At 68.2% G+C, this 18454-nt stretch carries 36 protein-coding genes; 7 read left to right on the top strand and 29 right to left on the bottom strand.

Translation table 11 applies throughout. The annotated features are described in order from the left end of the window. Nucleotides 1-100: 100 nt before the first annotated feature. From HNR01_RS26000 to HNR01_RS25950, 11 genes are all read right to left on the bottom strand, one after another. The gene (locus HNR01_RS26000) at nucleotides 101-826 is read right to left on the bottom strand and encodes a hypothetical protein (RefSeq protein WP_183670733.1); all 726 of its coding nucleotides are present in this window, start codon (nucleotides 824-826) and stop codon (nucleotides 101-103) included. 163 nt (nucleotides 827-989) lie between these two features. Further along, nucleotides 990-1196, bottom strand: coding sequence for a hypothetical protein (locus HNR01_RS25995; RefSeq protein ID WP_183670731.1), 207 nt, complete (start codon nucleotides 1194-1196; stop codon nucleotides 990-992). Next, nucleotides 1193-1366 (bottom strand): hypothetical protein, encoded by a 174-nt coding sequence (locus tag HNR01_RS25990; RefSeq protein WP_183670729.1) that lies wholly within the window; start codon nucleotides 1364-1366, stop codon nucleotides 1193-1195. Before HNR01_RS25990 ends, HNR01_RS25995 begins: the two co-directional genes overlap by 4 nt. After that, entirely contained in the window at nucleotides 1354-1542 is a 189-nt protein-coding gene (locus tag HNR01_RS25985) for a hypothetical protein (RefSeq protein ID WP_183670727.1), read from the bottom strand. The genes HNR01_RS25990 and HNR01_RS25985 overlap by 13 nt, the downstream gene beginning before the upstream one ends. Further along, a complete protein-coding gene (locus HNR01_RS25980) occupies nucleotides 1539-1739 on the bottom strand; it encodes a hypothetical protein (RefSeq protein ID WP_183670725.1) in 201 nt (66 codons plus the stop codon). The genes HNR01_RS25985 and HNR01_RS25980 overlap by 4 nt, the downstream gene beginning before the upstream one ends. Beyond that, nucleotides 1724-1891, bottom strand: coding sequence for a hypothetical protein (locus HNR01_RS25975; protein WP_183670723.1), 168 nt, complete (start codon nucleotides 1889-1891; stop codon nucleotides 1724-1726). The genes HNR01_RS25980 and HNR01_RS25975 overlap by 16 nt, the downstream gene beginning before the upstream one ends. Next, nucleotides 1885-2112, bottom strand: coding sequence for a hypothetical protein (locus HNR01_RS25970; RefSeq protein WP_183670721.1), 228 nt, complete (start codon nucleotides 2110-2112; stop codon nucleotides 1885-1887). Before HNR01_RS25970 ends, HNR01_RS25975 begins: the two co-directional genes overlap by 7 nt. Further along, nucleotides 2109-2282, bottom strand: coding sequence for a hypothetical protein (locus tag HNR01_RS25965; RefSeq protein WP_183670719.1), 174 nt, complete (start codon nucleotides 2280-2282; stop codon nucleotides 2109-2111). The genes HNR01_RS25970 and HNR01_RS25965 overlap by 4 nt, the downstream gene beginning before the upstream one ends. Continuing rightward, the gene (locus HNR01_RS25960; RefSeq protein WP_183670717.1) at nucleotides 2282-2485 is read right to left on the bottom strand and encodes a hypothetical protein; all 204 of its coding nucleotides are present in this window, start codon (nucleotides 2483-2485) and stop codon (nucleotides 2282-2284) included. Before HNR01_RS25960 ends, HNR01_RS25965 begins: the two co-directional genes overlap by 1 nt. A gap of 3 nt (nucleotides 2486-2488) precedes the next feature. Beyond that, a complete protein-coding gene (locus HNR01_RS25955) occupies nucleotides 2489-3337 on the bottom strand; it encodes a recombinase family protein (RefSeq protein WP_183670715.1) in 849 nt (282 codons plus the stop codon). A 98-nt stretch (nucleotides 3338-3435) separates the two neighbouring features. Beyond that, complete coding sequence (locus tag HNR01_RS25950; protein ID WP_183670714.1) at nucleotides 3436-3699, bottom strand: hypothetical protein; 264 nt, start codon at nucleotides 3697-3699, stop codon at nucleotides 3436-3438. 384 nt (nucleotides 3700-4083) lie between these two features. On the opposite strand from HNR01_RS25950, the gene HNR01_RS25945 reads away from it, so the two are divergent. Next, nucleotides 4084-4854, top strand: coding sequence for a hypothetical protein (locus tag HNR01_RS25945; RefSeq protein WP_183670713.1), 771 nt, complete (start codon nucleotides 4084-4086; stop codon nucleotides 4852-4854). Between the two features lie 2 nt (nucleotides 4855-4856). On the opposite strand, the gene HNR01_RS25940 is transcribed toward HNR01_RS25945, so the two are convergent. From HNR01_RS25940 to HNR01_RS25860, 17 genes are all read right to left on the bottom strand, one after another. Continuing rightward, complete coding sequence (locus HNR01_RS25940) at nucleotides 4857-5837, bottom strand: hypothetical protein (protein ID WP_183670712.1); 981 nt, start codon at nucleotides 5835-5837, stop codon at nucleotides 4857-4859. An 82-nt stretch (nucleotides 5838-5919) separates the two neighbouring features. Then, nucleotides 5920-6282 (bottom strand): hypothetical protein, encoded by a 363-nt coding sequence (locus HNR01_RS25935; RefSeq protein WP_183670811.1) that lies wholly within the window; start codon nucleotides 6280-6282, stop codon nucleotides 5920-5922. Between the two features lie 73 nt (nucleotides 6283-6355). After that, nucleotides 6356-6811: a Ros/MucR family transcriptional regulator gene (locus HNR01_RS25930; RefSeq protein WP_183670710.1), complete on the bottom strand. Its 456-nt coding sequence runs from the start codon at nucleotides 6809-6811 to the stop codon at nucleotides 6356-6358. 10 nt (nucleotides 6812-6821) lie between these two features. After that, nucleotides 6822-7223 carry a hypothetical protein gene (locus tag HNR01_RS25925; RefSeq protein WP_183670708.1) on the bottom strand — a complete coding sequence of 134 codons (402 nt, stop codon included), beginning with the start codon at nucleotides 7221-7223 and terminating at the stop codon, nucleotides 6822-6824. Between the two features lie 483 nt (nucleotides 7224-7706). Then, the gene (locus HNR01_RS25920) at nucleotides 7707-8129 is read right to left on the bottom strand and encodes a hypothetical protein (protein ID WP_183670707.1); all 423 of its coding nucleotides are present in this window, start codon (nucleotides 8127-8129) and stop codon (nucleotides 7707-7709) included. After that, nucleotides 8126-9253 carry a PcfJ domain-containing protein gene (locus HNR01_RS25915; protein ID WP_183670706.1) on the bottom strand — a complete coding sequence of 376 codons (1128 nt, stop codon included), beginning with the start codon at nucleotides 9251-9253 and terminating at the stop codon, nucleotides 8126-8128. Before HNR01_RS25915 ends, HNR01_RS25920 begins: the two co-directional genes overlap by 4 nt. Beyond that, nucleotides 9250-10251, bottom strand: coding sequence for a hypothetical protein (locus HNR01_RS25910; RefSeq protein WP_183670705.1), 1002 nt, complete (start codon nucleotides 10249-10251; stop codon nucleotides 9250-9252). The genes HNR01_RS25915 and HNR01_RS25910 overlap by 4 nt, the downstream gene beginning before the upstream one ends. Then, on the bottom strand, nucleotides 10251-11714 hold the full coding sequence (locus tag HNR01_RS25905; protein WP_153876584.1) for a replicative DNA helicase: 1464 nt from the start codon (nucleotides 11712-11714) through the stop codon (nucleotides 10251-10253). The genes HNR01_RS25910 and HNR01_RS25905 overlap by 1 nt, the downstream gene beginning before the upstream one ends. Beyond that, entirely contained in the window at nucleotides 11711-11905 is a 195-nt protein-coding gene (locus HNR01_RS25900) for a hypothetical protein (RefSeq protein WP_153876583.1), read from the bottom strand. The genes HNR01_RS25905 and HNR01_RS25900 overlap by 4 nt, the downstream gene beginning before the upstream one ends. Nucleotides 11906-11910: 5 nt before the next feature. Next, a complete protein-coding gene (locus HNR01_RS25895; protein ID WP_153876582.1) occupies nucleotides 11911-12612 on the bottom strand; it encodes a hypothetical protein in 702 nt (233 codons plus the stop codon). Then, nucleotides 12609-12860 carry a hypothetical protein gene (locus HNR01_RS25890; RefSeq protein ID WP_153876581.1) on the bottom strand — a complete coding sequence of 84 codons (252 nt, stop codon included), beginning with the start codon at nucleotides 12858-12860 and terminating at the stop codon, nucleotides 12609-12611. Before HNR01_RS25890 ends, HNR01_RS25895 begins: the two co-directional genes overlap by 4 nt. Next, nucleotides 12857-13051: a hypothetical protein gene (locus HNR01_RS25885; protein WP_153876580.1), complete on the bottom strand. Its 195-nt coding sequence runs from the start codon at nucleotides 13049-13051 to the stop codon at nucleotides 12857-12859. The genes HNR01_RS25890 and HNR01_RS25885 overlap by 4 nt, the downstream gene beginning before the upstream one ends. After that, complete coding sequence (locus HNR01_RS25880; RefSeq protein WP_153876579.1) at nucleotides 13051-13428, bottom strand: DUF1064 domain-containing protein; 378 nt, start codon at nucleotides 13426-13428, stop codon at nucleotides 13051-13053. The genes HNR01_RS25885 and HNR01_RS25880 overlap by 1 nt, the downstream gene beginning before the upstream one ends. A 2-nt stretch (nucleotides 13429-13430) precedes the next feature. Continuing rightward, entirely contained in the window at nucleotides 13431-13946 is a 516-nt protein-coding gene (locus tag HNR01_RS25875) for a hypothetical protein (protein WP_153876578.1), read from the bottom strand. A gap of 88 nt (nucleotides 13947-14034) precedes the next feature. Beyond that, nucleotides 14035-14355: a hypothetical protein gene (locus HNR01_RS25870; protein WP_153876577.1), complete on the bottom strand. Its 321-nt coding sequence runs from the start codon at nucleotides 14353-14355 to the stop codon at nucleotides 14035-14037. Between the two features lie 10 nt (nucleotides 14356-14365). Further along, nucleotides 14366-14578: a hypothetical protein gene (locus HNR01_RS25865; protein ID WP_183670704.1), complete on the bottom strand. Its 213-nt coding sequence runs from the start codon at nucleotides 14576-14578 to the stop codon at nucleotides 14366-14368. After that, entirely contained in the window at nucleotides 14575-15006 is a 432-nt protein-coding gene (locus HNR01_RS25860; RefSeq protein WP_183670703.1) for a hypothetical protein, read from the bottom strand. The genes HNR01_RS25865 and HNR01_RS25860 overlap by 4 nt, the downstream gene beginning before the upstream one ends. A gap of 767 nt (nucleotides 15007-15773) precedes the next feature. Between HNR01_RS25860 and HNR01_RS25855 the strand changes: the two genes are divergently transcribed. Then, the gene (locus tag HNR01_RS25855; protein WP_183670702.1) at nucleotides 15774-16031 is read left to right on the top strand and encodes a hypothetical protein; all 258 of its coding nucleotides are present in this window, start codon (nucleotides 15774-15776) and stop codon (nucleotides 16029-16031) included. Here the strand turns inward: HNR01_RS25855 and HNR01_RS28110 are convergent. Next, nucleotides 16009-16305 (bottom strand): transcriptional regulator, encoded by a 297-nt coding sequence (locus tag HNR01_RS28110; RefSeq protein ID WP_183670700.1) that lies wholly within the window; start codon nucleotides 16303-16305, stop codon nucleotides 16009-16011. The genes HNR01_RS25855 and HNR01_RS28110 overlap by 23 nt on opposite strands. An 83-nt stretch (nucleotides 16306-16388) precedes the next feature. Between HNR01_RS28110 and HNR01_RS25845 the strand changes: the two genes are divergently transcribed. From HNR01_RS25845 to HNR01_RS25825, 5 genes are all read left to right on the top strand, one after another. After that, entirely contained in the window at nucleotides 16389-17135 is a 747-nt protein-coding gene (locus HNR01_RS25845) for a helix-turn-helix domain-containing protein (protein ID WP_183670698.1), read from the top strand. 457 nt (nucleotides 17136-17592) lie between these two features. Further along, nucleotides 17593-17817: a hypothetical protein gene (locus HNR01_RS25840; protein WP_183670696.1), complete on the top strand. Its 225-nt coding sequence runs from the start codon at nucleotides 17593-17595 to the stop codon at nucleotides 17815-17817. After that, nucleotides 17817-17960, top strand: a complete 144-nt coding sequence (locus tag HNR01_RS25835; protein ID WP_183670694.1) for a hypothetical protein — start codon at nucleotides 17817-17819, stop codon at nucleotides 17958-17960. Before HNR01_RS25840 ends, HNR01_RS25835 begins: the two co-directional genes overlap by 1 nt. After that, nucleotides 17960-18148, top strand: a complete 189-nt coding sequence (locus HNR01_RS25830; protein ID WP_183670692.1) for a hypothetical protein — start codon at nucleotides 17960-17962, stop codon at nucleotides 18146-18148. The genes HNR01_RS25835 and HNR01_RS25830 overlap by 1 nt, the downstream gene beginning before the upstream one ends. Next, nucleotides 18141-18416: a hypothetical protein gene (locus tag HNR01_RS25825; RefSeq protein ID WP_183670690.1), complete on the top strand. Its 276-nt coding sequence runs from the start codon at nucleotides 18141-18143 to the stop codon at nucleotides 18414-18416. Before HNR01_RS25830 ends, HNR01_RS25825 begins: the two co-directional genes overlap by 8 nt. The last annotated feature ends 38 nt before the right edge of the window (nucleotides 18417-18454 follow it).

Below are 18454 nucleotides of genomic sequence, written 5' to 3'. Positions count from 1 at the left end.
TCCGAATTACCCTCGGCCCGTACCCCCCTCGGGGAGGACCCAAAGGGGTGGGGGGTACCCCCTTGCCGGGGAGGGGGTGCGCCCCTCGCTCCGCCCAGGGTCAGGCGGCCCGCCGCATCTCGCCGAGGACGAAGCGATCCCACCCCGCCGCAAAGTGCTTCCGGAAGGCCGCCGGCACGATGGCCTGCGCCTTCTCGTAGTAGGGGAACCGCTTCTTGTAGTTCGCGCTGTTCACGAAGATGAAGACTGGCGTCGCCGATCGTCCCTGACGCAGGTAGATGCCGTTCGGCGCCTTCGTGCCACGCAGAACGAAGTAGTCGAGGTTTCGCTTCCGGTTGCTGCGCGTGGGGCGCCGCGCTGTGTTCTGCATCCGATCTGACTGCGCGCCGAGCGCCGACAGCATCCGGGTGATGAAGGCGCCCGACACGTTGCCGGAACCGTCAAGCGGCGCGGCGCGTGCTGGGACGGCAAACTCCGATCCGAGCATGATCCCGTGGCGGATCAGCAGCATCTCGAAGCGCTTCCGGCGCCGCGGCCCGCCGGCCACGTGCGGGCCGAGGTACTTCCAGGCCGGGACGCTGCCGTGACCCTCCTTGAAACCGAGTGTGGCGGTCAGGTTCTGCTTGGTCGCCGGTCGCACCTGAAGCGAGTTCAAGGTGAACCGCGTCGGCCGGTCGAAGACCGAGCGCATCGTGCCGATCTCGCCCTCGCGGGCATCCTTCATCGCGTTGGTGAGCGCGAAGGCAGCAACGAAGCGGGCCTGCTTGCCCGCGCGATCGACCGCTCGGGCCGTGACGTCGAAGCTCGAACTGTCGAAGGTCAGCATGGCCGGCCCTGCGGGTCGGCGTTCAGCGCTTCACGACAATGGTGACGAGCTCGCCGGTCAGCGGGTCGAGGATGGTGTTGGTCGTCCGAGCCATGGTGTCCTCACCACGTGATGATGGGCGGCAGCCGCGGGGGCTGCTGCTGCATGGGCGGGAGCGCGCGCATCAGCTCTTCCGCCGCTCGCACGCCGTCTTCACGTACCGTCCGTCGAGCGCCCCGAACGTCGAGGCGGCCAGCGTCGGACCGACCTGCATGCACTCGGTGGGCAGGCCGACGGGCTGGACGATGACGTCGAGGGCGGTCGCGCGGGTGCAGTCGGCCGGCGCCACGTTCAGAGCGCAGACCATGACGACGGCGAGGAGCGAGATCATCGGCGCGGGCCTCGCTCTGGGAGCGCGAGGTCGAGCGCGACCGTCAGCGCCAAGACGAGGATGGCGACCAGGACGAGACCGCGGGCGAACTCGATGTGGGCCGGCACGCGCGCGGCAACCGCGACCGCGTGCGCCTGGAACTCGGGATCGCCGAGGATCAGCGCGTCCATGACGGCGCGCGGCCTTTGCTGCGGCGGGCGGCGTCGCGCTCCATGCGCTCGGCCCGGCCCGCGTCGTGGCCCTCCTCGTAGGAGGCACGGCAAACGGTGTCCGCCAGCGCCACCGGACGCGGCTTGTTCATCGCGCCGCGCCACCGGCCGAGAGCGTAGGACTTCGAGCAGGTCAATGGACGCTCCAGGACGGCATGCAGTCGGGGCAGTCGCAGAGCAGGAGCGCGAGGCGGTCGGCCTCCTGCTCGCTGATCACGACGGAATCGGTGAAGGCTGCGGGCGGGCGCGGCACGCGGCGCTTCAGGAGCGCAGCGACGGCGATGCCGGCGAGGAAGAGGAGGGCGGCGAGGCGCTGCATCAGACGACGTCCCATCGCGCCGCGGCTCGCCGGGCGTCGTCGAAGTGCTGCTGCGCGATTGCGACCGCGGCCGCGGTCTCGGTGCTGTGGTTGCGCTCGCGGGCGTCGCGGGCGGCGTCGAGCGCCCGGCGAGCCTCGAAGACGCGCTTTTCGAGGACGCTCAGCATCGCGCCGGACCTTCGCCGGAGAGGCGGTGGCCCCAGACCTGAGCCGCAGCTTCCGTCAGCTCGCGGCGAAAGTTCAGCTTGGACCGGAACAGGCGCGCCACCTCGATTGAGACGACGGGCTTCGCGATGCCACGGCGGAGAAACTCCACGTTTCGATCGACGATGACGATGTCCCGGATCAACTCGGGCAGGTCCTCGATCTGGGCATTGGTGAGGGTCACAGCCGGAACCTCTGCATCATGGCCCGGCGCGACTCGCGTGCCTCGTCGGCGGCGATCGCGGCAAGCGCCTGCTCGGACGGGCTGGGCTCGCCTAGCGCTTCAGCCTCCTCGCCGGTGAGCACCGGATCGGGCTCGGGCAGGTCGGCGGCAGCGCGATCGACTGGGCTCATCAGGAACGGACCCTCACCGGGGGCAGGCAGTCAGCGAAGACGTGGTCCCAGGCCGCGTCGGCGGTCAGGAAGGTCGCGGCCTCGTCGCGGTCGGGCGTCCAGCAGGCGGAGGAGGAGCCGAGTTCGATCCGGTGGCGCGGGCCCGCGGCGACGTGCTGCCAGGCGGTGAGGCCGGACTGAAAGGCGATGGGCGGGACGATCATGGATCAGCCGATGATCGCGGCGTGCGCGTCCGGCTGCAGGACGTGCGTCTCGGTCCCGCTCCATCTGAACAGGTACTCGATCGCGCCACGGTATTTCGGGTTGTCGAGGATGTAGCCGACGCGGGCTTGATGCCAGCGACCGCCACGGGGGCTCGGGATGCCGTCGGCGTTCAGCCCGGCAGCGATCTCCGCCTGCGTCCGCCGTCGGCGCCGCTCGGCGAAGATGCGCCGAACGATCTTCGCCTGGTCCGGCACGATTTGCAGCACGCCCTCGGGGCTGAGCGCGTAGCCGTACGGCACCCGGCCACCGGCATAGCCGCCGCGTGTGGCCTTGGTCGTCCGACCGCCCGCCGTCCGGTCTCGGATGGCGAAGCGTTCGTTCTCGGCCATGCCGGCGAGGATCGCGAACAACGTGCGGCCCATCGGGGTCGCCGTGTCGATCGGCTCCGTCACGGAACGGATCACCACGTCATGCTGCTCGGCGAGGTCAGACACCGTCGTGACGGCGAACCGGATCTCACGGGCGAGGCGGTCGAACTTGTAGACCAGCAACACCGTGAAGGCGCCGTCGGACGCCAATTCCAGGATGCGGCCGAAGCCCGGGCGATCGGATGGTCGGGTCGCGCCCGACACCCCAGGGTCGCCGATGACGTCGACGAGATCGTATCCCTGGCTCTCAGCGAAGGCGCGGACCGCCTTGTCCTGGGTTTCGAGGCCGTGGCCGGTTGCCGCCTGCTCTTCAGTCGAGACCCGGATGTAGGCGACCGCCTTCGTGGCGACCGCCGCTCGGGCATCGGACTGGATTTTATTCCGGGCCTTCAGGCGCCCGACGCGCTTGGAGCCCGAAACCATGCCTAAGTCTCTGTGATATATGCGGAATTTGCCGAATTTTTCGGCGTTTCAACGCATAATCTTGAGAATGCGTTTTCGGGGCTTTTCAGCCCTCGTTTTCAGCCCCGTGCGACCCGGCGCGGAAGCGCCCGCTCGCGGGTGACCACCGACACGACGCGGCGGCCGAACACGCGCTCGCCGACCCGGAGGGACAGCCCCTCGGACGTGCCGATCGCGCGGACCAGGTCATTGAGGCCGTGCTCGAGCTGAGCGCAGAACGTGTCGCGGGCCTCGAGCTCGGCGGCTTGGTCGCCACAGCGACGGCGCCGCCGCTCCGCGCGGATCTTCGCGCGCATCTCGGCGGCGATGGCGTGGGCGCTCATCGCGCCGTCCGCATCAGGACCAGCATGACCGGGATCTTACCAGAGAGCGTGGCCGTCGTCTGCCAGAGCAACGTGCGGGCGAGAGGACGGTTCGAAGGGGAGATGCGGCGCCTGCGGGTACAGACGATCTGAATGGGTATTGGCCGAAGCCGCAGGGCTCCTGATCCCGCAGAAGTCCCAAGCCCTTTTCCTGCGGGGTTGGCCCCGCCGCCGCATCATCTCGCTCGGGCAAGAGCCCGAAACGACATCGGCCCCGCGCGGAATGTCCGCCGGGGCCGAATAAATCTTTGCACGACGGGATATGCCGCAAGGAAAGGTTGGCAGTCAAGGGCCGTTCTGCTGAGTTCGTCGGCCAACCATCGACTTTAGAGAAGGACATTGGACGTGAGCAGCGACCTTGTGCCCAGCGATTCGGCCTCCCCAAAACCGATGCGGTCAGGGCCGATGCTGATGCAAAAAGTCGGTGTGCTCACCGCCAAAGCTGCGCTCAGCAGCATCCCCTTCGCGGCGCTGGCCTTCGATATCGGACAGGCAGGAGTCGAGTTCGCGAACGGACGGCTGGTGGATCGTTTCCTGGATCAACTCGGCGACCGGATCGACCAATTAGAAGCAGGCGCGCGCGAGAGGCTCCAGGCCGACGACGTGCATCAGACGACGGCCGACACCGCCATCCGGCGCCTGCTCACCGAGACGAATCCGCGGATGGCCGATGCGCTCTCCCGCGCCGTCGCTGAAATTGGAAAAGCGCACCGCCCACCCACCGAAAGAATGGAAATAGCTCGCGCTCTGAGCGTCCTAACGGAGCCGAACCTCCACTTCCTCCAATCATTCTATCGGATGAAGTACCAGCAGACTAAGCTCACTCCTGCCGAAGAAAAGTTCCTAGGACCCGGCATTCCTGGCCCCGGTTCGATAGCAAGAATTGTAGCAGAGTCGATGCCGCTAACGACATGGTTGCCATCGGCACTGAGCCTTCAAGCTGCTGCTCTGGTCACCCTCGCCGGAGAGAACAACGCTCCAATCGATATGACTTCCGGCGCATTTCCGGTGGTCAAAAAGGTCTTACCCCTTGGCCAATTGGTCTTGCACCTATGCTTCGAGGATCCCGAAGTGCCTGCCTTCGGCAAGTTCGCGGTACCGGCACCGGAACGCTGAGATTAGGCTGTTTCCGCGGGCGCGGCCAACGATACCGCCGCCTGTCGGAGCTCCATCCCTCGCGCGGGCTGGGCCCGGCGGCCCAGTCCGCGGCGGCCCTTCAGCACCTCCAATCGGGCGGCGGCGACGGCTGCGGCCGTTTCTGCGGCTTCCTCGGCGTCAGCGCGCTCGGTGAAGGTCGGCCGCTCGTTAGGAAGGACGGACGCCGGTGGCGACGCCGCCGGTGCATCGATCCAGGGCGACCGCGGGGCCGCTGGTCCGGTGATCTCGATCGTGGCAAGGCCCATCACCTGCAGCAACTCGGTGACGTGCTGCAGAGCTGCCCACCATGCCGCGTACTTCGCCCGGTCCAGGGCGACGGTCGCCGCGCTCGGGCAGTATCGGATCTTGCAGAACGCGCCGGCCGGGTAGACGCCCTTCCGGAGCGGCTTCGTCGGCAGATCGTGCGGCACGAAGATCGGCTGCCCCTCCGCATCCTCGTACTCGCGGGTCTCGCGCACCCAGACCGTGATCTGACCTGTGATCGACCGGACGGGCTCGATCTCGACCTGGTCGCCGACGTCGGGGCGGCAACGTCGTGTCGCGCAGGACGTGAGGACCGCCACCGTCTCGCGGCGAGCCTTTTCCATGATCCCGACCTGGTCGAAGTTCTCGCCGATCCCGTAGGGGATCAGAAAACCCCAGAGTTCGAGCTTCTCGACGTCGCACCCGCGCGCGGCGTTGATGATCAGCACTGCGTCGGGGTGCGGCTCTCCCATGGCCAGCGGAAAGCCGGGGTCCACGTTGTTCCAGTTGTCGATGCGGGAGCCGAACGCGCCGGCGCGCCACATGGGATGGATGGCCGGGAGGACAGGGCCGCGAGGTCCGGGCTCTTCCCGCATCTTCGGCGCTTCCTCGCGGAAGGCCCACTGCAGCGCCGCCTCGATGTCGAGCGTGCGCTTCTTGGGAGCGGGAGTGGACGAAGGGGAGGCCGACGCAGACACGGCTGCAACTCCTTGGCGCCGGCGATATGCCAGCGGTTGAGCCTGCGTCCTGCGCCGTCGCTGACACCGTCAAGGAAAATCTTCACGCAAGCGTGAAGGAGCGACAATCGATCCTGTTCTTAGCCTCGACGATCCGATCCACGGCACGATTGAAGCGGTGGTAGAACGTGCGCTCGTTCCAGCCCATCTCGCGGCACCATTCGGCGATCGAGGATTCGGCGTGTCCTCCAGCAGCCATGATCCGGGCCCAGGTCGTGACCGCGAGAAGCTCGGGCGTCCCCTTTCCCAGCACCGTCCGCGCGAAGGCGAGGATATCGAAGTGCGCGTCCTGCTTGTTCGGATCGGTCGCGAGGTGGGCGTTGCCGGACAGGACCATGAGGCCACCGTCGTCCTCGCGCAGGAGCCTCATGGGGATGACGAGCCAGCGCGTGACGTCGGCTCGCACCCAAGGTTCTCGGGAGACGAAAGGCGGGTCAGGTCCTTCGATGCGCGACGCCATTACGCTCCGGGAGGGCCCCTCACTCCGCCGCAGCCTTCGCAGGCCAATGCCGGCGGAGCTGGCCAAGGCCCATCGACTTCGCCAATTCGGAACGGCGAGCGGCATAGTTCGGCGCGACCATGGGATAGTCGGCCGGCAGTCCGTAGCGCGCCCGGTAGCTGTAGGGGTCGAGCCCGTGCAGGCCGAGATGCCGCTTCAGGGTCTTGTACCGCTTGCCGTCGATGAAGCTGATGATCGCGTCGGGCGTGATCGACTTCTTGATCTGGGCAGGGGTGGGCCGCTCGTCCTCGGGCTCGGCAGATGCCGGCGCGGCCGCACTGCCCAGGCCGGCGAGCGCGGCGTGGACGTCACCGATCAGCCCGGGCAGGTCCTTCGCCGGCAGAACGTTGTTGCCCACGTAGGCCATGACGATCTCGACGGCGAGATCGACGCGTGCGGCGTTGGCGTAGGCGGCTTCGGTGGTGTCGTTGCTCATGGTGTTCTCCTCAGGGTGAAGAGGGTAGGGCGGTCGCCGGCGGCGTGGCGGGCGTTGGGGCGGCGAGGGCGGCTTCCATGCGCGCGACCTCCTCGGGGTTCTCGGCTCGCCAGTCCGACCAGCTCGGGTGCTGCAGCTTCCAGAGCATCCACTCGCTGGTGTCGGGTTTTGGGCTGTACGGCGGCTCACCATCGCGGCAGCGCCGGCAGACCTGGCCGCCCTCGCCCATCCAGAGGTGCGCGCCGCAGAAGTGCAGGCCGCAGCCGCACTCGCCGCCGTACGGTTCCCCGCCGCAGACGTAGGAGAGCCCGCGGTCGATCTCCTTGGTGCACTCGGGATCGTCGCAGATCGCCGGCACGCCGTAGCCGACGTCGCGCTTCCAGTGCTTGTCGTAGCCGATGGCCCAGCTCATGGCGGGATCCTCAATGTGAAGGGATTCGGACAGGATCGGCAGGCGCCCGCGTCACGCACGCCCAGAGCACGACCCGGCCGCGGCGGAGCTTCTGCTCCCTTCGCCCGGCCGCCTCGCAGGCCTGCCTCGTCGCGAACGAATCGGCCGTCACCGAATGGTCGGCGGCGGGCGTGGCGCCGGACAGGAACAGGATCAGGACGACGGACACAGGCACATCAATCCGTCTGGGCGCCGTGCTCGTCCGCCAAGCGCCGGACCTCAATGCGAGAGAGGCCGGAGGCCTTCACCACCTGCCCCTCGGACAGCACTCCCTCTCGGTGAAGCCTGATCACGAGGGGCAGCAGGCCGGCGCAGCACGGGCACGGCGCCGCTGGGCGCGCGTAGGATCCTGCGTGGCCCCGATCGCCGTACCGCTGGCGCCGGGTCTCCCACGACTTCCTGCGCACCTCAGATCGGTCTGCATGGGCGCTCACGGTGCTCTCCTCACTTCCCGAACAGCCAGATCGGCACGCAATCCGGCGAGATGAACGCGGGCCGGCGATCCACGACCGGCGAACCGTTCAGCCGGTCGAGGTGGATCTCGCGCTCGCACAGGGCGATGCAGCGCCGCGGGTAGATGGTGACCAGCGCGCCCGTGCAGTCGGACCGCGCGGCCCCGGCGAGCCGATGGACACCGAACAGCGCCTCAGTGCTCCAGCCGAGATCCGCAGCAGCCGTGCCCCACTCGTCGATGAATAGGAGCATCGCCTTCCGGACGGTCCGCCAGATGCCTTCTCGCCCGCTCGGGCCCGGCTCGCGCCAGATCATGCCGGGGCAGGGGATGCGATCCTCTGGCAGGCTGAGCACGCCGGCCCGCCAGGACGCGATGAGGCGGGCGGAATCGGTCAGGGCGAGGGCGGCGCTCATGCGGCGCGCTCGTCCGAGAACGTGGCGGCGATGTCGGGGAATGCCGCTCGCAGCCTCCCACCGGAAGCGATGCGCTCCCGCACCATCGCCTCGAACTGCTCGGCGGCCACCAACACCGCCTTAGGCGGCTTTCCGTTGCATGGGCCCTTCACCTGGATAATCCGGAACGGCACTGGCGTGTCGTCGGACCACTGCCGCGGCGAGCCGAGTTCGAGCGTTGCGATCCGTCGTCCGCCCTGCTGCACCGAGTAGATGCGAGCCCGCCCTTGGACGACGGACGGACTGTAGGTGCCGACGCAGTGGCGCATCGCGGCGCCTTCCGCCCACAGATCCTCGCACGACCGCAGCGGCACGAATTCGAACCCGTCGATGACGAGCGGGGAGTTCGGGTACGGCGAGTAATCGACCGGGTCAGAGAAGCCGATGCCGAGCCTATGGGCGGCAGTCTGCTCGGCTCGCGCCCGGCCTAGCGCGCGGTGCCAGCGATCCGCGGCGGCCTCCGCTTGCGCCAGCGTCCACTTCTCGTCGAACGAGGGGCCGATCAGCGTGCCCGACTGGCCGGGCGCGATCACCATGTCGGCGACGGTCGTAACGGCGTCCTCGGCACCGCGCCGGACGGCGCGCAGGGCCACAGCCGCCCAATCGAATCGAAGCCACGGATTACCGCAGCGGTGCCCGCAGTGCTCAGTCCAGCGCACCAGGGCGCGCAGCCATACATCCTGCTGCGTGCGGTTCTCGGGGATGATCTGCGCGAGCGTCGAGGGCGGCAACCGGCCGAGATGGTAGATCACCGGCCAGCGCACCGGATGCAGCACGCTCGATTTCAGGGCGCGAAGCTGGAAGCCGCACCCGTAGAAGCTCATCACTTCGCGCAGCTTGGCGCCGCGCTCGCAGAGCATCCGCATCGGCGGGCCGGCATAGGCACGGGCATTGCGCGCTGCCGTGGCGCCGACCTTGCCGGCATTCGCAGAGAGCACGATTACCGGCGCCTGCCGGATGTAGTCGATCGCGCGCTCGTGGCATCCAGCCATCGCGGCGGCGGGCCGATGCAGGGCCTGATTGCCGAACATGGCCTTCGCCTCGCGCTCGGCCTCGCCGCGCGTCCAAGAGGTCGGGGCGCTCATGCCGCGGCCCTCCCGCTCCCGTCACGGCGCGCCGGCAGGCCGTTCGCGTAGACCGCTCGCTCCCGCTCCACCGCGAGCCGCGCCTCCTCGATGACGTCGGCCGCGGTGGTGCAGGTCGGGTGACCGGGGCGCATGTCCTCGGGCCAGCCCTGGCGCCACTCGTCGCGGAAATGGGCCGTCGCCTTGGCTAGCCGATTCCGGCGATCAAGCTCCGGGTCGACAGGGGGCTTGGCGATGGTGCGCGTCGACGGCGCGGCCTTTGCCTCGGCCTCAAGCCGGTCTTTGGCGGCGCCGCGGACCCAGCCCGCCAACTGCGACCACTGCCGAGGACGGAAGTCTGGCTTGGCCATGGCCGCAGCGATTCCGGCTTCGACGTCGGCTAGGGTGCAGCCTTCGTCCAGCAGCCGGGCTAGGGCCTGGGTGTCGTGGGCGAACAGCACCGGTTCTTGGCCCACGAGGGTTCGGATCCAGGCGGCGAACTGTGCCGTGTCGGTGATCGTGGGTCGACCGGGCGGCGCCGCCTCGCGAGCGCTCGCGCGAGCCTCCGCCTCCTCCTTCCCTCCTATTCCCCCTCCTCCTCCATCCTCCTCTCCAGGGGGTACGGGTTCCCCACCGGTTCCGAACTCCTCCCCCTCCGGTTCATCCGCCGGGCCGTCGCCACGTGCGTAGGGGGTCAACTCGTTCGGCAGCAGTCCGGAATGCCGGGGCTTCTTCGGGCGCTGGAACTTCTGGAAGTTCCTGATCACCCCGAACGCCCTGCCCTTGGCCTGGAAGCGTCGGACGAAGTTCAGGCGCTCCAGCTCGTCGAGCAGGGGCTCGATCTCGACCGCGTCGGCCGGCATCAGCCGTACCTTGAGGGTCAGCGGCTTCCACTCGAAGACGCCGTCGTCGAGCGCCTCGCACCAGAGCCCCATGACGAGGATCCGCGCGTGCGGCGAGGCCGTCATGAACGCCTCGTCCGTGAAGATGCCGGGATGGATGGATCGAATGCGGGACATCAGGAGCGCTGCCAGTTCCGGATCGCGTTGAGGGCAGGGTCGATCCAGGCGCGCACGACCTGGTTCGCGCCGCCGGCCCGGTTCTTGTCGATGATGATCTCGAGGAGGTGCTTGACCCGCTCGTGCTCGTCCTGAGCGGCCGGGTCGGCATCGCGGAAGGCTTGGCTCCGCTCGATGTAGTAGGCCGGCCGGTAGAGGAAGATCACCGCGTCCGAGTTCTCCTCGAAGGCGCCGGCGCCGCGGATGTCGGAGAGCTGCGGGCGCTTGTCCTCGCGCCCCTCGGTCCCGCGGTTGCACTGGGCGAGCAGGAAGACCGGGCAATCGAGGTGCTTGGCGAGCGCCAGCGCCCCGTCGGCGACCTCCTTCAGCCCCTCGTCCTCGCGCCGGAAGGCTCGGCTGGGCTTCACGATGTGCGCATGGTCGATGACGATGCAGCCGAGCGGCACGCCCTTGCGGGCATAGTGGTTCGCGAGACGGTCGGAGCTAGCGGCGATCTCGCCGATGGTCCGCTTGCCGCCATCCTCGACACGGAAGGGGATGCCGCGCTGCTCGTGCACCACGCCCGCGACGATCTCGGCCTGCTTCGGCGTGAGGCCACCGCGCCGCATGATCTGCCCATAGGGCAGGTGGATACCGCGCCGCTCCAACTCGCTCGAGGCAAGCCGCGCCGCGACCTGCTCGTGGCTCATTTCCAGCGAGTGGTAGATCGACGCCCGGCCCTGATCGGCGATTGCGCCGGCCGCCTCGATACCGAAGATCGACTTGCCCATCGACGTGCGGCCCGCGACGGTCAGCATGGTCGAAGGTTGCGGGCCGCCGCCGATCTCGCGATCGAAGACCTCGATTCCCGTGGTCGCGAGCGCGGGCGCCGTTCCCTGCAGTTCTGCCGTGATGCGATCGAGCAGCGCGTCGCCGGCCTCGGCGAAGGTGTAGGACGTGGCCTTGCGGGTGACGAACGAGGCGCGGATCTCGTCGATGCGAGCGTAGATCGCCTGGAGCGCCACACTGGGCACGAAGCTCGCGGCCTCGCGCACATCCGCGGTAGCGATCGCGAGTTCGCGCAGCTGCCAGAACTGCTGCACGACCCGGGCGTACTCTTCGGCCGAGCCGACCGTGCAAGCCTCCTTCGCGATGCGCGCGAGGTACTGCAGCACGTTCATGCCGCCGAGATCGAACTGGAGCAGCTTGGGCCCGATAGCGCCCTTCACCCGCAGCAGGTTCGGGGTCTCGCCGGCCTCGGCCAGCGCCAGCATGGTCCTCCAGATCGTGGCGTGCGTCTCCTGAGCGAAGTGCTCGGGCGCGACCAGGTGCTGGACCAAAGGCAGGATGTGCGGCTGCATCAGCACGCCGCCGATCAGCGCCGCCTCGGTGTCGAAGCTGGCCTTCGGCAGGTCGAGCAGGGTGGAGCGGGGCGTGAAAGGGACGACCTCGCCGAAGTCGTGCGGATCGGGGTGTTCGGTCATTGGCCGAGCACCTCCCGGGCCTCTTCCTCGGACAGGCCGGAGAGGCTGAGGAACCTCTCGAAGGCACGAACGGCCGTGACCATGTCGCGGAGCTTGCCGGAGTCCCGAGCTTGCTCGAGCGCGGCGCCCATCTCGAGCCAAGCCGCATCGGCCTGGGCGTCGTCGTCGGTCTGGAGGCTGACCAGCTTCATGGTGCTCACTCCACGACGGAGGCGAGAAGCGGCCCAGCGGCCGGCTGCGAGGCGAAGCGGCGGCGGTCGTCGGGGCGGGTCAGCGCCTTCCGGCAGCCCGGCGGGATCCAGAACGGCGGGCGCGGAGCTGCACCGCGCACCCACACGAACCAAGCGTAGGAGGTGGCCGTGGACGCATCCGGGTCCCACCGGCCCTTCGTCATCGGCACGCGCTCGACGAAGGGGGCGAACAACGTCGGCGGCTGGTCGCGGAACAGGGTCTCGTAGCGGTCGACGCCTTCGATCCAGGCCGTACGCAGCAGCATCGCCACGATCGGCGCCAGCGTCAGAGCGCGGCGAACGAAGGAGGCGGCCGGACGAAACGGCGGATTCGAGACGATGAACTGCGGGGCGACGCCGTCCTCGGGCGAGCCGATTACGGTCCTCTCGTCGAGGAAGTCCTCGACCCGGTAGCCCCGCCCGTAGTCGAAGATGTCCGAGCCCCAGCCCCCACCGCCGAAGTACTCGAGCAGCACCTCGAACATGTGGCCTTCGCCGCAGGCCGGATCCCAGCAGGCGCAGAAGTCCAGATCCCCGGCGAGCCCGAGATGCGGGAAAACGTGCTCGCACAGCGCGCGCGTCGCCCAAGGCGGTGTCGGGAAGAACTCCAGGCTGTCCGGCGGCTCCCGGCGCGAGGCCATGACGGCGGTGTGTCCGCTCGGGATCATGCCCACCCCCGCGTCACGGTCGCGCCGAACAGATCCCCATCGCGGCGGACGCGTGCGCCAGCTCGGATCGCGTCGAGCGCCAGATCCTCGGGCACCGGGGCAGGCGAGGGGCGCCGCCGGTCGCCGGCCGGTGCGTCGCGCTCGATCCGGTAGATGCCGTCGGCGAGCACCAGCTCACCGCCAACGGACAGCCAGAACGCCAGTCGGTCCGGGTCGCAGCGCAGGGCCTTGCAGACGAACTTCATCATGCCGCGGCCCTCTCGGAGGCGCGCGAGCGCGCGGGAACGAGGCTGAAGCCGCGCTCCAGGCGCGGCGTCCGCTCGGTGCCGTCGGCATGGAAGGAGCGCTCGCACGCGAGCATCCGCTCAGCCGTCTCGATCGCGCCCTGATAGGAGCCGCGGAAGATCTCGCGCCCGAAGTTGCGGAGGATCCAGAGCATCAGAACTCCTCCACCTCCCAGCCGCCGCCCTTGCTCTTCGGCAGGGCGCGGATCGCGACAAAGCGGAACGGAAAGAGGCTGGCCGCGACCTTGATCTTCACGCGGGCGTCGTCGGACCAGTGGCCCTTGACCTCGTGCATCTCGATCGCGCCGTCGGCGCGCATCACGGCGAAGTCGGGCGAGTAGAACGTGTTGTCGGCGAGCCGGAGCTTCACCGCCTCGAACATGAACCACGCGACCGTGCCAGCGCGGCGCAGGCCTTCGAGATGGCCGCTGTAGGCCGTCTCGGTCTTGTTCATCGCCCCGGCCTTGAGGCGACCGAGTGCGAGCACGGACGCCCCCGGACCGACCCGGCGGGATGGAACGGGGGCGTTCATGGTCAGGCGGCCTCCGTCTCGCGGATGTGCCGGCGGTTCCGGCTACGCGGGGCGGATTCGGTCTGGGCCTCGTCCTCGTCAGCGCCGAGATCCATGCGGCGCTGATCGGGATCGGGACGTGCGGCGCGGCGCTCGCCGAAGAACTCGCCCGGCTCAGCCAGGACGAGGACGGCCGCGCCGGCCCCGTGCTCGCTGATCTTGGTCGCGTTCGACTGGCTGAAGGCCGCGCCGACGGTCAGTTCGATCGAACCGTCGCCCCACTTGCCCTTACTGCTGACGCGCACGTCGATCGCCGGGAAGCCCTGGTTCGCGATGATCTCGACGCTTCCGCGGACGACGTGCTGCGCCGTGCGGTCGATCGCCTCGATGATGTCGCGCTGCCGGGTCTCGGACAGGAGCGAGAACGGCTTCTCCAGATCCCGGATGTGGGTGAGCAGTGCATCGCGCACGTCACCGCGCAGTGTGTCGGCGGCAAGTTCACGCTCTTCTTGCGCGAACGAAGAAGTTGTGGCTTCCATGGCTCTCTCCAAATGACGGGCACAGCGCCCGACCTCGTTGACCGCCCGGTTTCCCGCTTCGCGGATGGGGAGCCGGGCGGTTTGCGTTTCAGGGGTGGTAGCGACCGGACGGCAGGCGGCTGCCGTCGAGCGGGCGCATCGGATCGCCGCCGAGGGGCGGACGGCGCGGCACCCGAGGCTCGTCGACCGCCGGCAGATCGGTGTTCGGCAGGGGCGTCTCGCCGCCGAAGCGGAGCGCCTCCTCCGCCTTCTCCAGGTAGCCGAGCGCGAGCCGGCGCCGCCGGAGCCGCGCCTGGAACGCCGGCATCGGGCTGTCGCGCAGCGGCGTGTTCCCGTCCGCGATCCCGTCCCGCATGGCGGAGATCGTCGCGGCGAGACTGGCGTCGTCCATGGTGGCGAAGGCGGACATGCGCGTCTCCTCAGCGCGGGGGTTGGGTAGTGCTCGACGGGCGCCAGCGCGGCCAAAGCCGCAGCAGCCATTCCGGCGGGCGGTGCCGGCGGCGGATGACGTCGAGGTGCGCGGCCGCCGCGAGGATCGGGGTTGCGATCCAACCGATGAGCAGGAAGGGGAGGGAGGCCTTCCGGAGCAGCCACTGGCCCGTGATCAGAAGGACGTAGACGGCACCGCTCATCGGCCCCCCATCACGGCTGCGAGTTGCTGACGGATCGTGGCGGCCTGCGCCTCGAGGCGGGCCTGCTCCTGCTGGCGGGCGACCTCGAAGAACCAGGCGTCTTCGTCGTCCGGGTAGGCGGCGCAGAGGAACGGCGCCTCGTATCGCTTCGAGAGCGCCAGCATGGCCTCGCCGCTCGGGACGTTGCCCTGCTCCAGCCACTTGCGGACCGTGCCAGCCGGGATGCCGGTCTCGGCCTCGACGCACTGGGGCGTCTTCAGCGGGTGCTGAGCCCGAAGGAACGCTGCAACACGTTCTGCGAATGTTCGGGCATGACTACGCCCAAACTTTCCCTGTTCTTGTCCAGACTTTCCCATGTCCTTCCCCGATGCTGTGTGCATCGGGGGTGAGGTGTCGAGGAAAGTGGAGGTGAAGGACGCCGCAGACATCTCAGGGGTTCCCGGTCAGGCGGACAGGGGACGCAAGGCACACAGGGGCGCGACCGCTCAGAGCTTGGCGGCGCAGGCGGACGCGCGGGTAGAAGAGGCGGCCGACGGCTGGGGAGCCGAGAGCCGCCGCGGGAAGAGACGCGACGATCGCGCTGCCGGTGGGGACCGGCGCACGACCGTCGCGCTCGCCGTCGGGAGCGCAGCGACGCGCTCGACCGGGGCGATGGGAATTCGAAAGGGCCGGAGCCCGAAGGCCCCGGCAGTCACTTGGGAGGAAACGCCCACCAGGGGCTACGGACGCGCCGCGGGAACGGCGCGAATGAGGGACGGGTCCGCCGACGTCCGAAACAGTGACGACGGACCCGACCGGCCGGCGAAATCCGGCGCGGTTCGAAAGGGGAGCGCGGGGGGGACCGGGGGGCATCGGCGCACCCACCGCGCACGGGAGGCCGAAGCCGCCCGATCTGGAAAAGGGGAGGGCGGCGCTCATGGCAGCCACCAAGCAAGCCAGCACAAGGCGCCTGCCGCCGCATCGACCACGCCGACAGCGAGCGCCGAGGGCGACCCGCGCAGTGCAGCGCGAGCGAAGCCGGCTGCAGCGCAGACGCCGAGGGTGAGGGCAGCGAGCGCGGCCATGTCAGGCGCGCTCCACGACGAGCGATCTACCCCGCACGCGCAGGGCGGAAGCCAGAAGAGCGCGGCCGCCGCGGGCGCAGCACCGAACGAGCCCGGCTATCATCGCCCGAGAGCGATGGGCGGAGCCGACCGTGCGTCCAGAGGACTTCGACGACATCATCGCCGAGCAGGCCGCACAGCAGCAGGTGTTGCTGATGGCGCTCCGGCGCATCGCCGCGCTCACCAGGGAGAGCGGGAAGAACCCGGCCGACGTGCGCGCCTGGTGGAAAGAGGACGGGCACTCGGCGATGGACGAGGCGACGTTCCTCGTCGCGCCCGGCCACGACCGCATCGTCCGGACCAAGGCGAAGGCGCGGCTCGACGAGATCATCGAGATTGGCCTTCGGTAGCAAAGCCGGCCGCCCCATGCGCTGACATGCAGCGCAGCGGCTTGGCCCGCTCGCCATCGGTCTCCTGCTCCGAGGCCGCCCCGTCAGGCGGCGGATATATGTCGGGGCGCAACTCATGGCGCGGGACGCCAGTGATGCGCTCGACATCGAGCACACGAAGCGCAGGCACCTTCTTCCACTGGCTTATCGCTGCGGAAGAGATTTTGAGGGCGCGGCCGAGCGCGGCGGGTCCATCCGCCCTCTCGACCGCCATCTTAAGTGCCGCTTCGCTCATGGCGCTTATCATAAGCACCACTTACGAACGAACGCAAGATGGTCCGCTTTTCCTATCTGTAAGACCTGCTTAACACGGGCTCCATGAGCATAGAGCTGGGCCAAGCCCTCAGAGCGGCGCGAGTAGCGAAGGGCCTTACGGTCAAAGCAATCGCGGATGCGTGCGACGTGAAAGGGCCAGCGGTCTCGCAATGGGAGGCCGGAAGAACCGAGCCCACCTTCGCAAACCTGCGCCGAGTCGCAGAAATGGTCGACGTGCCAGTGGACGACCTATTGAGGTTGGCAACAGGTCGGGCCCTAGAAGGGACGTCCGCGACTCGCCCGGCAATCGTTGATGTAGTCGCGCGGATCGCACAGAAGGTCCAGCAAAACATCGGAGCAGCACCGGATGCCCCGCCATTCGATGCGGTTCGTGGATATGCGCTAGACGTTCCAGTATGGGGCACCGCAGTCGGAGGAGATGATGCAGATTTCAGACTCAACGGCCAGGAAATAGACCGGGCTCTGCGTCCACACGGGCTACTGAAAACGAAAGATGTATTTGCCCTGCGGGTGACAAACGACAGCATGTACCCAGCATGGCGCGACGGCGCGCTGATCTACATCAACCCACATCGCAAGCCGATGATAGGGGACGACGTAGTGATTGAGATGTGGCCCACCGAAGACGGTGAGCCCGGAAACGCTTATCTGAAGCGTCTAAAGGCACGGACACCGACACGATACATTGTCGAGCAGTTTAATCCGCCCTGTGATATTGAGTTCGATCTAGATCAAGTAAAGCGTGTTTTCAGAGTAGTGCCAGTAGAAGAACTACTCGGCATCTCATGATGCCATAATGCTCCCAGCCTCTGGGCCCTTATAATTTGGCCGGATGCTAATATTTTTGCTCATTTTTCCCTGCTCATCACAAGCCCTGCATTTAAGTTTGTGCGCCAGTTGTTCGACGGAATTGATATTATCTCCGGCCATGTTTCTGATCTGAAGGCGATTTAGGCGCCGAGTTCGACCGCAGTTTTCGCAGTACACGCTAAGACTGAGCAGTCCGACAAAGCCCGTCCGGTCCGTCATGCCTCACCTTTGTTCTCTTTTCGTTCTAATTCCAATCCAAGCCGTAGCCGCTCCAAGAGTCCAGGCACATTTCGTCTATCCACACATTTCCACAGGCTTGTCGGCCCGCCGCACGCGCGGGTCAAAATAAGTGGCACTTACAGAAATCGCTTGTCGCGCGTCGTAAGTCGTGCTTACTTACGCCCATCGCCGCTCACCGAGCCGATGGAGCCGCAAGGTGCCCGCCTACCCCACCGACGACGGATACTGGATCACGATGCTCGACGGCTTCTACGCCGTCGCTTCGGCCCGCGGCATCGAGCCCGGCTACGAGAGCATCGAGACCTATGGTGACGCGCTCGACCACATCGCCGACCTGAAGCACCGCGACCTGATCGCGGCCCAGGAGGAGAGCGCCGCGCTCGCCGATTTCGAGGCCCAGCACTTCGCCGAGGCCGCGTGATGATCGCGTTCCTCCAAAGCCTCCCGCCGCTCCAGGCCCTCGCCGCACTCGGCTTCGGCGCCCCGGTCACCGCGCTCGGCCTCGCCTTCTTCGTCTACGACGCGGGCCGTCTGGTCCGTCTCGTGGTCACGGGGCGGCTGTGATGGGCCGCTACATCGACACCATCGGCGCGCTGCGGTTGATCGCCGAGGGCCGCCGGGTCCCTGCGGGCAAGTACGCCGCCCTTCAGCGGCTCGCCCTGATCCGCGTTCGTGGTCACGGCTGCGGCTCGAAGGTCCTGATCTCCGACGCTGGCCGCGACCTCCTGCAGCGGAGCGAGCGCCATGCGTGACGCCGCGACCCATCCCGATCCCTGCGGCGCCAGCTGCGAGACGGCCGACGCGCTGCGCGCTCTGCGCAACCTGCTCGAAGCCGCTGCGAACGAGGCCGCCCGCATCCGCGCCGGCGCCGCCCTCGGGAACGCCGACCGCTCCCAGGTCAATGAGGCCGTGGATCTCGCCCGCGAGGCCCAGGCGCTCGCCGGCATCCTTGGCGCCGTTCCCGCCGCGGCGACCGACGCCGATCCCTCCCTCACCACCGATTCCCGCGAGGCAGCATGATCTGGGCGCTCATCACCCGTCTGAACGACGTGCTCGCC

The sequence above is a fragment of the Methylorubrum rhodesianum genome, from assembly GCF_014199985.1.
In the GTDB taxonomy this organism is placed as follows: domain Bacteria; phylum Pseudomonadota; class Alphaproteobacteria; order Rhizobiales; family Beijerinckiaceae; genus Methylobacterium; species Methylobacterium rhodesianum.
The sequence above is the reverse complement of the archived record's forward strand: the minus strand, read 5'-3'. Positions and strand labels throughout refer to the sequence as shown.

Excerpts from the sequence above, each read along its gene's own strand:
- HNR01_RS26000 (WP_183670733.1), bottom strand. The coding sequence starts at position 826 with ATGCTGACCTTCGACAGTTCGAGCTTCGACGTCACGGCCCGAGCGGTC.
- HNR01_RS25995 (WP_183670731.1), bottom strand. The coding sequence starts at position 1,196 with ATGATCTCGCTCCTCGCCGTCGTCATGGTCTGCGCTCTGAACGTGGCG.
- HNR01_RS25990 (WP_183670729.1), bottom strand. The coding sequence starts at position 1,366 with ATGGACGCGCTGATCCTCGGCGATCCCGAGTTCCAGGCGCACGCGGTC.
- HNR01_RS25980 (WP_183670725.1), bottom strand. The coding sequence starts at position 1,739 with ATGGGACGTCGTCTGATGCAGCGCCTCGCCGCCCTCCTCTTCCTCGCC.
- HNR01_RS25975 (WP_183670723.1), bottom strand. The coding sequence starts at position 1,891 with ATGCTGAGCGTCCTCGAAAAGCGCGTCTTCGAGGCTCGCCGGGCGCTC.
- HNR01_RS25965 (WP_183670719.1), bottom strand. The coding sequence starts at position 2,282 with ATGAGCCCAGTCGATCGCGCTGCCGCCGACCTGCCCGAGCCCGATCCG.
- HNR01_RS25960 (WP_183670717.1), bottom strand. The coding sequence starts at position 2,485 with ATGATCGTCCCGCCCATCGCCTTTCAGTCCGGCCTCACCGCCTGGCAG.
- HNR01_RS25955 (WP_183670715.1), bottom strand. The coding sequence starts at position 3,337 with ATGGTTTCGGGCTCCAAGCGCGTCGGGCGCCTGAAGGCCCGGAATAAA.
- HNR01_RS25950 (WP_183670714.1), bottom strand. The coding sequence starts at position 3,699 with ATGAGCGCCCACGCCATCGCCGCCGAGATGCGCGCGAAGATCCGCGCG.
- HNR01_RS25930 (WP_183670710.1), bottom strand. The coding sequence starts at position 6,811 with ATGAGCAACGACACCACCGAAGCCGCCTACGCCAACGCCGCACGCGTC.
- HNR01_RS25925 (WP_183670708.1), bottom strand. The coding sequence starts at position 7,223 with ATGAGCTGGGCCATCGGCTACGACAAGCACTGGAAGCGCGACGTCGGC.
- HNR01_RS25920 (WP_183670707.1), bottom strand. The coding sequence starts at position 8,129 with ATGAGCGCCGCCCTCGCCCTGACCGATTCCGCCCGCCTCATCGCGTCC.
- HNR01_RS25915 (WP_183670706.1), bottom strand. The coding sequence starts at position 9,253 with ATGAGCGCCCCGACCTCTTGGACGCGCGGCGAGGCCGAGCGCGAGGCG.
- HNR01_RS25910 (WP_183670705.1), bottom strand. The coding sequence starts at position 10,251 with ATGTCCCGCATTCGATCCATCCATCCCGGCATCTTCACGGACGAGGCG.
- HNR01_RS25905 (WP_153876584.1), bottom strand. The coding sequence starts at position 11,714 with ATGACCGAACACCCCGATCCGCACGACTTCGGCGAGGTCGTCCCTTTC.
- HNR01_RS25900 (WP_153876583.1), bottom strand. The coding sequence starts at position 11,905 with ATGAAGCTGGTCAGCCTCCAGACCGACGACGACGCCCAGGCCGATGCG.
- HNR01_RS25895 (WP_153876582.1), bottom strand. The coding sequence starts at position 12,612 with ATGATCCCGAGCGGACACACCGCCGTCATGGCCTCGCGCCGGGAGCCG.
- HNR01_RS25890 (WP_153876581.1), bottom strand. The coding sequence starts at position 12,860 with ATGATGAAGTTCGTCTGCAAGGCCCTGCGCTGCGACCCGGACCGACTG.
- HNR01_RS25885 (WP_153876580.1), bottom strand. The coding sequence starts at position 13,051 with ATGCTCTGGATCCTCCGCAACTTCGGGCGCGAGATCTTCCGCGGCTCC.
- HNR01_RS25880 (WP_153876579.1), bottom strand. The coding sequence starts at position 13,428 with ATGAACGCCCCCGTTCCATCCCGCCGGGTCGGTCCGGGGGCGTCCGTG.
- HNR01_RS25875 (WP_153876578.1), bottom strand. The coding sequence starts at position 13,946 with ATGGAAGCCACAACTTCTTCGTTCGCGCAAGAAGAGCGTGAACTTGCC.
- HNR01_RS25870 (WP_153876577.1), bottom strand. The coding sequence starts at position 14,355 with ATGTCCGCCTTCGCCACCATGGACGACGCCAGTCTCGCCGCGACGATC.
- HNR01_RS25865 (WP_183670704.1), bottom strand. The coding sequence starts at position 14,578 with ATGAGCGGTGCCGTCTACGTCCTTCTGATCACGGGCCAGTGGCTGCTC.
- HNR01_RS25860 (WP_183670703.1), bottom strand. The coding sequence starts at position 15,006 with ATGTCTGCGGCGTCCTTCACCTCCACTTTCCTCGACACCTCACCCCCG.
- HNR01_RS28110 (WP_183670700.1), bottom strand. The coding sequence starts at position 16,305 with ATGAGCGAAGCGGCACTTAAGATGGCGGTCGAGAGGGCGGATGGACCC.
- HNR01_RS25845 (WP_183670698.1), top strand. The coding sequence starts at position 16,389 with ATGAGCATAGAGCTGGGCCAAGCCCTCAGAGCGGCGCGAGTAGCGAAG.
- HNR01_RS25835 (WP_183670694.1), top strand. The coding sequence starts at position 17,817 with ATGATCGCGTTCCTCCAAAGCCTCCCGCCGCTCCAGGCCCTCGCCGCA.
- HNR01_RS25830 (WP_183670692.1), top strand. The coding sequence starts at position 17,960 with ATGGGCCGCTACATCGACACCATCGGCGCGCTGCGGTTGATCGCCGAG.
- HNR01_RS25825 (WP_183670690.1), top strand. The coding sequence starts at position 18,141 with ATGCGTGACGCCGCGACCCATCCCGATCCCTGCGGCGCCAGCTGCGAG.